12 protein-coding genes are annotated in these 14016 nt (G+C 36.1%); 8 read left to right on the forward strand and 4 right to left on the reverse strand.

Translation table 11 applies throughout. The features are described from left to right. Positions 1–9: 9 nt before the first annotated feature. From ORL93_RS10190 to ORL93_RS10220, 7 genes are all read left to right on the forward strand, one after another. Positions 10–648, forward strand: a complete 639-nt coding sequence (locus ORL93_RS10190) for a sugar transferase (protein WP_080740183.1) — start codon at positions 10–12, stop codon at positions 646–648. Between the two features lie 22 nt (positions 649–670). Next, positions 671–781: an NAD-dependent epimerase/dehydratase family protein gene (locus ORL93_RS10195; protein WP_265959005.1), complete on the forward strand. Its 111-nt coding sequence runs from the start codon at positions 671–673 to the stop codon at positions 779–781. Between the two features lie 363 nt (positions 782–1144). Further along, entirely contained in the window at positions 1145–2617 is a 1473-nt protein-coding gene (locus ORL93_RS10200; protein ID WP_265959006.1) for an oligosaccharide flippase family protein, read from the forward strand. Continuing rightward, entirely contained in the window at positions 2598–3818 is a 1221-nt protein-coding gene (locus tag ORL93_RS10205; RefSeq protein WP_018767109.1) for an O-antigen ligase family protein, read from the forward strand. Before ORL93_RS10200 ends, ORL93_RS10205 begins: the two co-directional genes overlap by 20 nt. After that, entirely contained in the window at positions 3796–4599 is an 804-nt protein-coding gene (locus ORL93_RS10210) for a glycosyltransferase family 2 protein (RefSeq protein WP_018782949.1), read from the forward strand. The genes ORL93_RS10205 and ORL93_RS10210 overlap by 23 nt, the downstream gene beginning before the upstream one ends. A gap of 3 nt (positions 4600–4602) precedes the next feature. After that, a complete protein-coding gene (locus ORL93_RS10215; protein WP_265959007.1) occupies positions 4603–5652 on the forward strand; it encodes a glycosyltransferase family 4 protein in 1050 nt (349 codons plus the stop codon). 99 nt (positions 5653–5751) lie between these two features. After that, the gene (locus ORL93_RS10220; RefSeq protein ID WP_265959008.1) at positions 5752–7293 is read left to right on the forward strand and encodes a hypothetical protein; all 1542 of its coding nucleotides are present in this window, start codon (positions 5752–5754) and stop codon (positions 7291–7293) included. A 230-nt stretch (positions 7294–7523) separates the two neighbouring features. Here ORL93_RS10220 and ORL93_RS10225 read toward each other — a convergent pair whose 3' ends face one another. The 3 genes from ORL93_RS10225 to ORL93_RS10235 form a co-directional block, all read right to left on the reverse strand. After that, positions 7524–8462, reverse strand: a complete 939-nt coding sequence (locus tag ORL93_RS10225) for a hypothetical protein (RefSeq protein ID WP_097795095.1) — start codon at positions 8460–8462, stop codon at positions 7524–7526. Positions 8463–9150: 688 nt separating this feature from the next. Next, entirely contained in the window at positions 9151–10437 is a 1287-nt protein-coding gene (gene dnaB / locus ORL93_RS10230; RefSeq protein ID WP_097795096.1) for a replicative DNA helicase, read from the reverse strand. Beyond that, entirely contained in the window at positions 10434–11294 is an 861-nt protein-coding gene (locus ORL93_RS10235) for a DnaD domain-containing protein (protein ID WP_265959009.1), read from the reverse strand. The genes dnaB and ORL93_RS10235 overlap by 4 nt, the downstream gene beginning before the upstream one ends. A 471-nt stretch (positions 11295–11765) precedes the next feature. Here ORL93_RS10235 and ORL93_RS10240 point away from each other — a divergent pair, with 471 nt between their 5' ends. Continuing rightward, positions 11766–12416 carry a 2OG-Fe(II) oxygenase gene (locus tag ORL93_RS10240; RefSeq protein WP_265959010.1) on the forward strand — a complete coding sequence of 217 codons (651 nt, stop codon included), beginning with the start codon at positions 11766–11768 and terminating at the stop codon, positions 12414–12416. 154 nt (positions 12417–12570) lie between these two features. On the opposite strand, the gene ORL93_RS10245 is transcribed toward ORL93_RS10240, so the two are convergent. Then, positions 12571–14007 carry a GntP family permease gene (locus ORL93_RS10245; protein ID WP_098161573.1) on the reverse strand — a complete coding sequence of 479 codons (1437 nt, stop codon included), beginning with the start codon at positions 14005–14007 and terminating at the stop codon, positions 12571–12573. Positions 14008–14016: the final 9 nt, after the last annotated feature.

Raw genomic sequence — 14016 nt, forward strand, 5'->3', positions numbered from 1 at the left:
GGGTAACTTTTGGACCCAAAAATAAAGATTGATAGACAGGTAGAAATACAAGTACAATCTCTATCAACTTCATCCTACCTTCTTGTTAAACGACTAATAGATTTTGTTTTTTCGCTTTTCATGCTGTTACTTTTATCACCCATTTTAGTTCTGTTTTGCATTCTTATCCCAATCGAATCAACTGGTTCTCCCTTCTTTTATCAACGGCGTCTAGGAAAAAACGGAAAAGATTTCAAATTAATAAAGTTACGCTCCATGTTTTTAGATGCTGAAAAAAACGGTCCTCAGTGGGCAAGTAAAGAGGACCCTAGGGTTACAAGAATAGGTGCGTTTATAAGAAAAACTAGAATTGATGAAATCCCTCAAGTTATTAACGTGTTAAAAGGAGATATGTCACTCATTGGCCCTAGACCTGAAAGAGAATATTTCTATAAAAGGTTTGATAAGTCATTGCCTAATTTTAAACATCGTTTACTTGTAACGCCTGGAATAACAGGATTGGCGCAAGTGAATGGTGGATATGATCTAACTCCCGAAGAAAAATTAGCATTCGACTTATACTATATCCAGCATAGATCATTCGCTATGGAAATCAAGATTTTATGTCGAACATTGGCCATTGTATTTACTGGAAATGGAGCTAGATAAATATTGAAGGAAAGAATAAAAAATGAAGAAAGTGCTAGTAACGGGGGGCTTCGGATTTATCGGATCCCATATTGTAGACAAATTAATTCATAATCATTATGAATTGGCTGTGTATGATAACTTATCCACCTGATCCGTAAATAATGTTCATTCGAAAAGTATAGCTTTCTTTGATAATGTAGAAGATGAAAGATCATTAGAAAAAGCGATAGAGGCGTTTAAACCTGACTTTGTAGTTCACCAAGCTGCACAAATTAGTGTACAAAATGTTTCCCCCATTTACCAACCTGCAAAAGACGGTGACGTCAAAGAAAGTTTACTCTGCAATAAAAAGAGCATTCAAAAATTAGGCTGGCAACCTATATATGCATTGGAAAAAGGTCTTGCGAATACATATGATTATTACCTTAAGCAAAAAGACGCTATTTTACCTAGTGGAAAAGAACCTACATCTGTACTTAAGTGACTTTACAGTTGTGAATTGGGAGAGAAATAAGTGAATAAGAAAACAAACTCCATTATTAAAAATATATTCCACTTACTTTACAGCACGATTTTAGCTAATGTTTTAAATGCAAGTACGCTCATACTATTGGCAAATTACTTTAACTCAAAGAACTATGGAATATTTAGTGTAGCACTAGCTCTTTCCATGGTCATGCATTTTTTTACAGATTTAGGAGTCAGTAATACGTTCCTTCGAGAAGGAGCAAAAAAGGAAAACCCAGGCACTACATTTTTTTCTTATATAAAAGTTCGAGTAGTATGTTTACTTTTAACATTTGTTATTTTTTCTTTCGGTATCCACGTCTTTTATCATGAACAACAAATTCTTTATATGATGTATAGTTTAATGATTCCTTTAATCATCGGCCTAGTGCTGCAAAGCATAGGCATAACCTACTTTCAATTATCTGAAAGAATGCAATTTATTGCATCCATAAAAATCTTCTCAGCCATTGTATTAGTCACATTAACCATTTTGTGTATAAGCTTAAAAGTGGATATACATGTAACAGCTTTTTTATATGGTTTTTCTTATTTAGCTGGAGGCATTTACTGCCTGTATTTACTCAGAAAAAACATGGAATTTAAGTGGAAAATCCCTTTTCAAAAAGAATTATTGATCAATATTAGCCCGTTCTTAATTAGTGGGTTATTTATTATATTAACTCCTCAACTAGGTCCATTAGTATTAGAAAAAACACTTCCCTTAGGGCTTGTTGGGCTCTTTGCAGTAGCTTACCGAATCCCCTCAGCTCTCTATCAAATACCAGGGGTTATTGCAGGTGCATTTTTCCCACTGTTATTTAAGCATCATAGTCATGGGGAGGTAAAGAAACATACAGAATTAAATATCCTGCAAATGAAATTCATGTCCTTGATTGGGATGTATATGACAATAACTTTATTCTATTTATCCCCCTATCTGATCACGATTTTATTTGGAGATAAATGGGGATCTGCGGTTCAACCTTTAAAAATATTGTCCTTTATTATTGTCTTACAAGGATTTAACATCGCCATTGCTGATGGTCTCACAACAAGAGGACTGCAAAATCGCCGTACTATTGTTCAGTTTATAACCATCTCTATTGGCTTAGTATCTTTTTATTATCTGAGTGTTACTTATGCAATAACGGGGGCAGCTTTTTCTGTTTTAACGATGGAAATTGTATCATTTATTGGTTATATATTAGCTAATCCAATCAGAAAAACAGTATTAACCAAAGTCGTTATTCCATACGGATCCTACTTTTCGGTAAGTTTTATCCTATTACACTACTTATTATATAAGTTTCCTTTTATAGCCATGTTCTCTACCATTATCTTAATGTCTACGATGGTTTTACTATTTGATCAAGCTACTCGGAACTTGATTAAAGATTTTATAAGAAAGAAAAAACAACAGAATATCAACCATTTAAAAGACGGGAGACAACGAGGGAATGGAAAGATTACAAATTAAAAGAAATACTTCTACTTTAGAAGTCTTTCTTTTGTTATTTTTTATTACACTTAGTAAATATAATTTGTCCATCGGTTTTTCATTAAAAATTTACATGATTTTTTTAGCCATTTTTTTCTGTATTTATTTTCGAGACTTTTACTTTCGTCCCCTTTATCATTATGAAATTTTATTGCTTTTATTTTATTTTACCTATTGTCTAAGTGGTGCTTTTTCACAGTATCCAGAATCAAGTATTCGCGTCATTCTAGGAGTAATCCTTGTCCTTATCTGCTATTTCATCATGAGATATATGCTGGAGCAAGCTTCAATTCGTGCTATTGAAGCTTCCATTGCAAATGTCGGGATACTATTTAACATGATTAGTTTGTTATTGTACATAATTGGACTACAAATAACCGGGGGATCCCCAACAGGCGTTGAGATTACTTCTTACGGATTATTATTAGATAGAGATTATCCAAGGTTAATTGGACTACTTGATGACCCGAACATCTTCATTTTTTATAATACATTGTTTTTTTCGTTTTATTTAACACACTTAAAAGGATTTAAAAACTCTTTTGGATTTATCTTATGTATCATTACCAACCTGCTTACTTTTTCTCGAGGCGGTATTGTTGCCCTAATACTCGTTATCATTTTGTATATAATATTAGCGGATTTTCTAAAAAAGGTAAAAATGATACTTGTTGCTCTGTTATGCCTAGTTGTAATCTACGCCGCATGTTCTTTTATGCAAATCGATTTGAATCAGATCATTTCCAGCCGTATCAATGACTTTTCTTCTGATAATGGAAGTGGTCGATTCGAATTATGGAAACAGGCGATTAACTATTTTATGTCTCATCCCCTTTTGGGAATCGGTGCCTTTAATTTCTCGGATTATTACGCATTTGAACATAATGAAAAACTATATGTTCATAATACATATCTAGAAATCTTAGTAGAGGCTGGAATTATTGGTTTTCTTTTTTACTTTTCTTTTTTATTACTGTTCATTATCAAGCTCTTTAGAACTAAATTGCATATTGAAAAACCCTTTATTATTCTTACACTTTTTGCTTTTTTATTACAGATGGTATCCCTTTCTCTCATGATTAATGAAGCGCTGTTCTCCTTTTTAGCAATTACTTTAAAATATATTTCTGTATATGAAAGAAAAGAGGCTGATTTTTATGATATACACCAAAAAAGATAGCGAATCATTGGTTTCCGTTATAACCCCCTCGTATAACAGTTCTCCATTTATAAAAGAAACCATTGAATCCGTTCAGGCCCAATCATATGCTAACTGGGAAATGATTATCGTTGATGATAAGTCGAAAGATGACTCCGTTCATGTCATCAAACAATATATAGAAAAAGACCCCCGAATTAAACTTATTACTTTAACTCAAAACGCTGGTGCTGCTAGAGCTAGAAATATAGCATTAAAAGAAGCTCAAGGAGATTATATTGCCTTTTTAGACAGCGATGATCTCTGGTTACCTACCAAACTAGAAGAACAAGTCGCTTTTATGCAAAAAGATAATCTTGCTTTTTCTTTTACCTCTTATTCTTTAATTGACGAACAAGGAAATTCAATGAATATTAAAGTTAATGCACCGAAAGTTGTAGATTATAAATATCTGCTGGGAAATACGACGATTGGCTGTTTAACCGTGATGTTAGATAGACATCAATTTAAACAAATTGAAATGCCCGTTATCCAGCCTGAAGATACTGCCCTATGGTTAGCATTATTACGGCTAGGATATCAAGCCTATGGCTTACAAAAGATTTTATCTAAATATCGTATTGTAAGTAACTCTACTTCAAGGAATAAATTAAAAGCTGCCTACCGATATTGGAAACTCTTACGAAACCAAGAAAAGTTAAACTTTGTAAAAACCAACTTTTATTTTAGTCAATATGCCTATCATGCATACAAGAAAAACAGAGGAGACCGACCTCCTTCTATGACCAGTGGGGGGAAATAAAAAATGAACAATATTCTACTATTAACCGATAAACTCATAACAGGTGGCGCTGAGATGTATTTTTGCAAATTAGAAAACCATCTCAAAGATGAAAATATGACGTTTTATTCAGCAGCTGCCACAGGTGAGTTGTATCATCAAATTCATAATAAGCATCATTTTATTCCTTTAAGTTTAAAAAATCATCCTGCTAACCTCTATATATTAAGTAAACAAGTGATGAAATTGGACATTGATGTTATCCATGCAAATAGTTTCAGAATGTTACTGTATTCTATCGTAATTAAAAAAATCACGAAAAAAAGAATTAAGCTCATTTATACAAAACATAATGTTACAATACTTGAAAAAAAGTTTCCCGCGCTATTTAAAAAAGTGTTAAATCAACATGTTAATCAAATTATCGCCGTGAGTAACTTCGAGAAAGAGAGATTACTGCAATTAGGTATAAGAAAAGACCTTATCCGAACGATTTACAATGGTGTTGATGTAAAACATTTTTCTTTTCAACAAATACAACCTAAAGAAACCCTCAATATCGGAATTTTAGCCCGATTATCAAAAGAGAAAAACCATGAACTTTTTTTAAAAATTGCAAATGAGTTAAAAGATGTACGTAACGTAATGTTTTATATTGCTGGAGATGGACCTGAACGGAACTTTATTGAAAAAATGATTCGTGATTTCAAGTTAAATCATAAGGTGACGCTTTTAGGTAATACATCTAATCCATATGAATTTATTTGCAGTATGGACTTGTTGCTTCTAACGTCCCTAAGAGAAGTGTTTCCAATGGTAGTCCTTGAAGCAATGGCTTCTGGAACGCCTATTATTTCTGTAGATGTTGGCGGTATCCAAGAAGCCATTATAGATGATGAAACCGGAATTCTCATTTCCCATCATTCTGAAAAAGAATTTGCAAAGAAAATCCAGTTACTTCATGACAATCAAGACTTAAGAAAATGTTTAGGAAAAGCGGCAAGAGAAAAAGTAGAAAAATCCTTTTCCCTCTCAAACATGATTCATTCTACGCTTGAAACCTATCAATATTAAAAAACAAACGAGGTCATCGTTTGTTTTTTTCTTTTATACATGTGCATTTTTTTAAACATACATATTATATAATATCCCACATATAAGGAGTGTTATAAGTTGACAGAACCTCTTAATTTTGCTGAAGACTGCCAAAATCAAAGTGTTGTTAATATTGATTGTTTTGGTGCCATTCCAGATTTACTCGATAATTCCCAAGCTATTCAAGAAGCCATTAATTATTGCGCGGCCAACAATTATTCCAAAGTTGTTATCACCGGGAAGAAACAATATACTATATCCTCTCCTATTGTTATTAAGTCAAATGTACATCTTGAAATGGATCCCACTGTGACATTAATCGTCAAAGGGAATTTCCAAGTGTTTGAACTTCAAAAAAACACTTCAATCTCTGGTGGTTCCATTGAAATCGTGGATAATAGCTTTAACTCATCCGTTCTTTATCTTTCTGGTGCCCAACAAATAGAAATTCCTAATCATACTTCTATATCAAATATCAATATTATAAACCGTACAACAACTTACCAAGGTATCGCAATTCATTTATCCTGTAAAAAGGCATGGGATTTCATAAGTTTCTTTCAGGCATACTCAATCCAAATCACAAACTTTAATACGGCTATCTATTTAAAAACAGAAAAGCTTGCGGATATAAACAATCCTTGTTGGATTAATGCAAACTCCTTCCATTCTATTTTTATAGATGGTTGTCAGTATGGGATCGAGATTATAGGAAATAGTGCATTACCTTACGAAATTTCAGGGAACACCTTTACGGGAATCCAAGTTCAATGCCGGAAACAAACAAAAAAGGTAATCCGATGTTCAGGCGCCTATAATATGTTTGAAGGAGTGATATGGGACGTCTTTCGTATGGATGCTCCTCCCCTCGTTATCGAATTCTCTTCCATTTCTCATCATAACTACCTATTCTCAAATCAAGTTTCCACATCTATTCTCGATCGTGGCCTATACAATCGGTGTACCTCACCACATGAAGAATCCCTTCCTATATATCCTCCTCTTGCATTAGGAAAAGCACATCTAGTTGGGAATCAAGATGATATATTAGTAAATGCAAATGTCCGCTACGCAGTGCGCCAACTTTCTGGAAAAGCCCCCTATGGAGGACATATTAATAATTGTTTTAACTTACTCGATGAGCAAAGTGTAAATTACGTGGATGTTCCTAGCACTCAGCCAATTGTAATCGAGTTAGATTTTTCTAAGAAGCCTATTAACATGCTTAATTGCATCGGTATCTATTTTGGATGGAATGAAAGCCCAAGCCGTATTTTAATTGAATATCAACAGAGCCTAAATGGACCATGGGAGGTGGCTAAAGATCTCCAGTTTAATGTCGGAGACACTGTGATTTCAGAAGTAAGGTCAGCTATGTTGTATAAAGTTAAACTAACACTAAGCGGATATACACAAGATCACAAACGTTTTCGGATAAATCGAATATTCGCAAAATCATCTTTACAGCATGGCTCCTCATGGTTGCCAACTACTGGTGGCACATTATATGGAGATTTAGAATTTCAAAAAGGGAATGCTGTGACGTTGACTTCTCCAAATGGAACAAAATGGAGATTGAGTATAAATGATCAAGGGCAAATTAGCACATCTAAACTATGAAAATAATACAAACTAAGATTCATTTACTTCCATTAATAAATATTAAAATGCTCCCCTTCGATATCTTCAAATGTTAACGACTCAAAAAACTTTGCGTAACCATCACCTCTTATACCAAAGACACAAAATACTCTAACAATTCAACTTATACGTAATAATTGTCCCCGTCTCTACATGAATCTAGAGGGCTCCTCCTAAGAAAGCCATGTTCGATTGAGAGAACCTTACAGTTACTGTTTCACTTTATTTGCTTGTCCCCTATCAGAGATTCTGCTCGTAGGCACAGAAGAAATGTCAATGGTCGTATCCATACTCTTATCCGTAAGCTCAACAATCGTGTTTCCATGATTGATTTGGTTCAAATCCCACAACATCCCATGAAACTCATTATGTTGCCCACTCACCTTCAAAACACTTTTTGTTTTACTTGAAGGTTGTATCTGTAAATTGGTAAATTGATTCCCACTAGCCTCATTCGGTATCGTTGAATGACTATCCATGTAAATCATGTTTACACAATCCTCTAAAGAAAAATTCAGAAACCGATTAGCATTTATCCAAGCATATCCAGAATTCGGTTTATCCACTTTTAACTTTACTCCATTCCTCATTCCTACTACCTTAACGTTTTCGAAGTTAACAAAAGAAATCTCATGTTCTCTTCCACCAGCGTATAACGATATCCCTGTCCCCTTGTTCGTTTCAGACCAATTGATGATATTTATATCCTTTATATGTGTTTTGTTCCAAGTGTTATAATATTTATGTTTACCATCTAAATAGATCACTTCCGAGTTAAAATTCGCATCATCAATGGCAATATAAGCCCCTTCAATTGAAGCATTCTTCTCAAGTTCAATCACCCTGAAGTCACCATCAACAATAAACTGTGTTCCATACCCGAACAACAACTTAACACCTTGCTTCACAACGATAGGTGAAGTAATCTTGTACTTTTTGTCATCAAGCAAAACAGTCTTTATTTTAGTATCCTTTGCTTTATTAATAGCTGATTGAATTTTATCAGAATCATTTGTCCCTTTAAAATCCTCAACATATATCTTCTCTTTTCGATCTGAATTAGAATGATTCTGATAGTAAAAAAGAAAAATAATTAGCACTATACCTACGATTAAACCAATCATTTTTTTCATCGTACTCATCCCCATATTTAGCTTCCTTTCTTCGGTTCGTTATATATGAATACTCTATTGTTGTCTTCAATAGCTTCCAGTATTAACACTGTCACGAAACGAGATTAAAAGATAAAAAGACCACCATACATTCTTTATGAACTGATATGATCTCACCTAAGCAGGAAGTATAAAAATCCACCTTTTTATAAAGTAGCTTTTAAACTTTATCTATAAGGTATATTTTACCGAAAAGATAATAATTGGGTTTTAAACCATTATTTACAACTCTTACCTCTTTTATTTTCTTGCAGATAGATGTTTTTTGCAAGCAAAAGGTGTATAGGCTTACCATTTTCTTTTCCTTAAAGATTTACGTCCGAAGTATCAGCAGAAAACATATAGCTCAACCGATCACTTTCTCTTGTAAATGCAATAATCTGAGCATGGTGGACCAACTAGTTCACCATATATGCTAGATAAAGTGAAACTTTAATCAGCCCGACCAATCAGGCTTTTACGGGCAGTTAATGCGGGATAAAAGATATCATTTCAATAAAAAGACACTCGATGAAGTGTCTTTTTTGTATTCCTAATATAGACCTCAATTCGATTACATTACCTACTGCTTGAAGAAATTTTAATTAGCAATCTCTTAATCTTATCTAAACTGTTTGAAAAAAGAATCAAGATTATTTTAGGTGTGGAACTCACCAGACTATTTTTAACCATCCTCCAAAAACCTCCCAAACTCCTTCAAAAACCGTAACTTCAGCATCCCCACAGGACCATTCCGATGCTTCGCTATCTGAATTTCTGTTATATCTTTATGCTCCGTCTCCTTTTCATAATAATCCTCCCGATACATAAGCATAATCACATCCGCATCCTGCTCAATCTGCCCTGTCTCTCTTAGGTCAGACAACAGTGGGCGCTTATCTTGACGCGACTCCACCCCACGGGACAATTGCGACAGTGCTACGACGCACACATTTAAATCGCGTGCTAGTAACTTCAGCTTACGGGAGATTTCACTCATTTCTTGAAACCTGTTTCCCCGATATTTTGAATCTCCTGTAATGAGCTGTAAATAATCAACAATAACAAGCAATTTTTTATCTGCATACTTCCGTTTCAGCTTCCGCACTTGCACCCAAATCTCCTGCGTTGTAACGCCTGCCTTATCATAAATCTCTAGAGGCAAATCCCCAATTTCTGCGAATGCCCGACTCGTTTTCCCCCAGTCCTCTATCGTAAAACGATGCTTCGGATTTTTTAGCCTTTTCCCAGATACTTCACCCAAGCAAGAAACCATTCGTTTCAGCAGTTGCTTGTTGCTCATCTCCAGAGAAAACAACCCAACTGCCGTACCCGATTTTGCCGCATGAAGCGCAATGTTTAAGGCAAATGCCGTCTTTCCCATCGAAGGCCGTGCCCCAATCACAACAAAATCCCCTTCCTGCAGACCACACGTCATCTTATTTAAAGCTGAAAAACCTGTCTCAATACCAGTAAGTTCTTCTGTATCTTGATGAAGCTCTTCATAAAGATCGACTAACGTATCCTTCAAATCAAAATCAAGTGTGCAATCCACCTCTTCCAGTTCACAAAGTCTTGTAATCGTCTCTCCGATTACTTTCTCATCCTTCTCCGCAAGAAGCCGTTCACACATGCTGTGCGCCATACTTCCCGCCTGATTCATTTTCCAGGCATTCCGAACAAGCCCCTCATAATAGGAGAAATTAGCAGTAGTAGGCACACTCTCGATTATATTTACAAGGTACTCCATACCACCAATTTGCGCCAAAAAAGCAGGTTCCATTTTTGAAACAAGCGCAACAAGATCCAGCGGCTGTCCTTCCTCCTCTATTTTCCGAATCAACTTAAAGATAGCTTGATGCACAGCCGTAGAAAAGTGTTGCTCGGTCAGCCTACACTCCTTAATTAGTTCACCATCAAGAAGCAAAGACCCTAACACCGTCTGTTCAGCCTCAACATTCTGAATGCTCATGGCCGCCATCCCTCTTCTTTCAAGAACCTCTGCAACTCTTCTTCAGACGGCACGTTTTTCTCCCACTCTTCACACTCCTCTAGAAATTTCTCAGTCTCATGCATAGCAGTCGGCTCCTTCTTCCGAAACTTCGCTGCCGCTTCCTCTACTTCAATAACCTTCGTATATCCCTTACCGTGCCAATCCCGCAGAATCCCCTTCACATAAGCAAGCGTCCGCTTATTATTTTCAAAAGCGATCTGGAGCGCTTTTAAGACAAGCTCCTCCGATAAATCTGCCATCCATTCACTTAATTCCTCCGCTGCATACGACGACAAACTACCAAAGTTTTGTTCATAAAACATGAACACACCACCACCTGGCTCCGTCTCTTCTACTTCCTCATCCTCTTCATAGCTTTCAATAGATGCTTGCGGAATAATCTCAGACAACTCACCCGGCATACCGAAATGCTCTAAAAGTAGCGGAATATTCATCCCTTCCTCCAAACATTTCTGCAAAAACATATATACAAACTCTTTACTTTTCACCGTCTTCAGCTCACGTAACACACACTTCTCCATATTCGTATTCGTAACCGGGTTATAACGCAGCCAATTTAAAATATATAACTCCTTCGTTTCCGCATCATACAATATCTTTCCATACTCAACAAAGCGCTGCAGCAACTTCTCAACAGTCTCCCGGTTATAACCCGTCTCCATCTCCGCCAAACGCTTCGGTAACGGATAAATCCCGCATTGCGTCGTCTTCGAACAAGTCAGCAAATATATGTAAAAGTACCGCTCCTCTGGTGTTAAATCGAGTACAAAATCATCCTGCCAAAAGTTCACCTGTACATTACGGTATACTGCCATGTTTATTCCTCCTATCCCTTAATGAAACATATGTAATTGACGGTTCCATAATGTATATAGGGATAAGGGAGGAAGTTTGGCGGGGTTCTTTTATATTTTTTACGATTACTACGACTACTGTTTTTTGAATGCGTGCTTGTAGTAGTTTTTTGTTTTTTATTTTATTTCTTTTTAGTGATTTATTTGTTGGTAGGGGGTTGTAAGGGGCTTGGGAGGGGTTCTTTTAATCTGTACATGGCCGACTTCCGCACTTATGAACAAGAAGTACAATGTATCATTGAATGTAGCAAAGAGCATAAATTTTTAAATTGTGTTAACTTAACAAAATTTTGGTGTGGGAATAGTTAGTTTGAATAGGTAACTACATGTCCTCTTTTTCAATCATTACTCTATTTTTTTGTAAAGAATGAATAGCGAGAAAAATGTGATATATTAATGCTATCTAATCATTTTTTTAGGGAGATGGGGCAAATGTCAACGAAAAATGAAACAGTTAAAAATACAGAACTAACGATTTTTAACCACACAGGGAACACCATTGTGACAGAAGACAGAGAAATACAAATTATTTCAAGACTAGAAGAGCCTCTTATTGTCGTTTTAGCAAATGTATTAAGTGATGAAGAGTGTGAAACGTTAATTGAAATGTCTAAAAATAAAATGAAACGTTCTAAAATTGGTATTTCGCGCAAAACAAATGACATTCGGACGAGCAGTGGTGCATTTTTAGAAGAAAGCGAGATTACTACTAGAATCGAAAGACGAATCGCTTCGATCATGAATGTTCCTGCCCCACATGGAGAAGGATTGCAGATTTTAAAATATACAGTTGGCCAAGAATATCAAGCGCATTATGATTTTTTTGTAGAAAATAGTGCGGCAGCAAGTAACAATCGTATGAGTACACTTGTGATGTATTTAAATCATGTAAAAGAAGGTGGAGAGACCTTCTTTCCAAAACTCAATCTTTCCGTATCTCCGAAAAAAGGAATGGCGGTATATTTCGAGTATTTTTATCAGGATGAATCAATAAACAAACTTACTTTACATGGCGGTGCACCTGTTATCAAAGGTGAAAAATGGGTTGCGACGCAATGGATGAGAAGAAGAGCATTGTTGTAACAAGTAAATGTACCGACTTTATTTTCTTTTGTAAAATTCATTGAAAACATACAAACAGCCATCGTTTCATGGAATGATGGCTGTTTCTGTTTACCATTATACATAATCTTGACTTGATGGCTGCGTTATTTATAACAGCCAATCAATCTCCCTCCTATACAATAGAAAACATCAGATACACGCCAACAACGAAGAAAACAGCAGCCGTCTTAATTAAAGTAATACCAAAAATCTCTTTATAAGCTTCTCGGTGCGTTAACCCTGTAACTGCAAGCAAAGTGATAACTGCTCCGTTATGAGGAAGAGTATCCATACCTCCTGCTGCCATTGCAATTACGCGATGTAGCACATCTAATGGAATACCAAAGTTCGCTGCTGCTTCAATATATTGTTCTGCCATTAAGCCTAATGTAATACTCATTCCGCCTGATCCTGATCCCGTCAGCCCGCACAATATATTCGTCATGACCGCTCCGCCGATTAAAGGGTTTGAAAATGTCCCAGTCAAGTAATTTTGAATCATAACAAATCCAGGTAGAGCCGCTATAACAGCACCAAATCCATACTCGGCTGCGGTGTTCATGGCAGCTAAGATCGAACCACTTACACCCACGCTTGTAATAGATTGAAACTGTTCTTTTACCGCTTGGAAGTTTAATACTATAGCAGACAGTATTCCGATAAGAAGTGCCATTTCCACTGACCAAATACCCACGACTTGTCCCATATCAATCGTTCCGTATTCCTTCAAACCGATGGATGCAAAATCAAATCCCTTTGTATACCAAACGGGGATGAATTCTGTAAAGACTTTATTCATCACTCCAACCAGTACAAGCGGAAGAAAAGCTATCCAGTAACTAGCTGGAATGACATCGCTGGAAACAATCGGCGTTGGCGCCGCTTGTGCGCTAGTTGTGGCAGCCAGTTCAGAAGTGGCACCGCCTTTTCCGAAATACCCCTCCCCTTTAGCCGCTGCCTTCTTCCTACACCTTTCCAAATACAGCATGCCACATATAAAAATAAACAATGCTCCGATGATTCCTAATGTAGGAGCTGCATAAATATCTGTTTTAAAGAACGTAGTTGGAATAACATTTTGGATTTGAGGTGATCCAGGAAGCGAATCCATCGAAAACGTGAATGCACTGAATGCAATTGTCGCTGGAATGAGACGTTTCGGAATATCCGCTTCGCGAAATAATTGCGCTGCAAATGGATAAATCGCAAATACTGCGACAAATAAACTAACACCACTGTATGTAAGAATCGCTCCCATTAACACGATGGAAAGAATCGCTCTTTTCACACCTATAAAACGGATGATAATTTTCGCAATTTTTTCTGCGATTCCAGTGATTTCTACCACCTTACCGAATATCGCTCCAAGCAAAAACACAGGAAAATATAATTTTATGAATCCAACCATCTTCGCCATAAAAACATTGGAAAAGAACGGTAAAACGTGCTCCAGATCCGTCAAAAACACTGCCAACAAAGCACATAATGGAGCGAATAAAATGACCGAGAACCCCCGGTAAGCCACAAATATAAGTAAGCCGAGCGATAACAACACAATCAATAGATCCATAACTGTAAT

The organism is Bacillus sp. DHT2, from assembly GCF_026241455.1.
GTDB classification, from domain to species: Bacteria; Bacillota; Bacilli; order Bacillales; family Bacillaceae_G; genus Bacillus_A; species Bacillus_A pseudomycoides.

What these genes read in the sequence shown, in the direction of transcription:
- ORL93_RS10195 (WP_265959005.1), top strand. Translation starts at nt 671, where the DNA reads ATGAAGAAAGTGCTAGTAACGGGGGGCTTCGGATTTATCGGATCCCAT.
- ORL93_RS10205 (WP_018767109.1), top strand. Translation starts at nt 2,598, where the DNA reads ATGGAAAGATTACAAATTAAAAGAAATACTTCTACTTTAGAAGTCTTT.
- ORL93_RS10210 (WP_018782949.1), top strand. Translation starts at nt 3,796, where the DNA reads ATGATATACACCAAAAAAGATAGCGAATCATTGGTTTCCGTTATAACC.
- ORL93_RS10215 (WP_265959007.1), top strand. Translation starts at nt 4,603, where the DNA reads ATGAACAATATTCTACTATTAACCGATAAACTCATAACAGGTGGCGCT.
- ORL93_RS10225 (WP_097795095.1), bottom strand. Translation starts at nt 8,462, where the DNA reads ATGGGGATGAGTACGATGAAAAAAATGATTGGTTTAATCGTAGGTATA.
- dnaB (WP_097795096.1), bottom strand. Translation starts at nt 10,437, where the DNA reads ATGAGCATTCAGAATGTTGAGGCTGAACAGACGGTGTTAGGGTCTTTG.
- ORL93_RS10235 (WP_265959009.1), bottom strand. Translation starts at nt 11,294, where the DNA reads ATGGCAGTATACCGTAATGTACAGGTGAACTTTTGGCAGGATGATTTT.
- ORL93_RS10240 (WP_265959010.1), top strand. Translation starts at nt 11,766, where the DNA reads ATGTCAACGAAAAATGAAACAGTTAAAAATACAGAACTAACGATTTTT.
- ORL93_RS10245 (WP_098161573.1), bottom strand. Translation starts at nt 14,007, where the DNA reads ATGGATCTATTGATTGTGTTGTTATCGCTCGGCTTACTTATATTTGTG.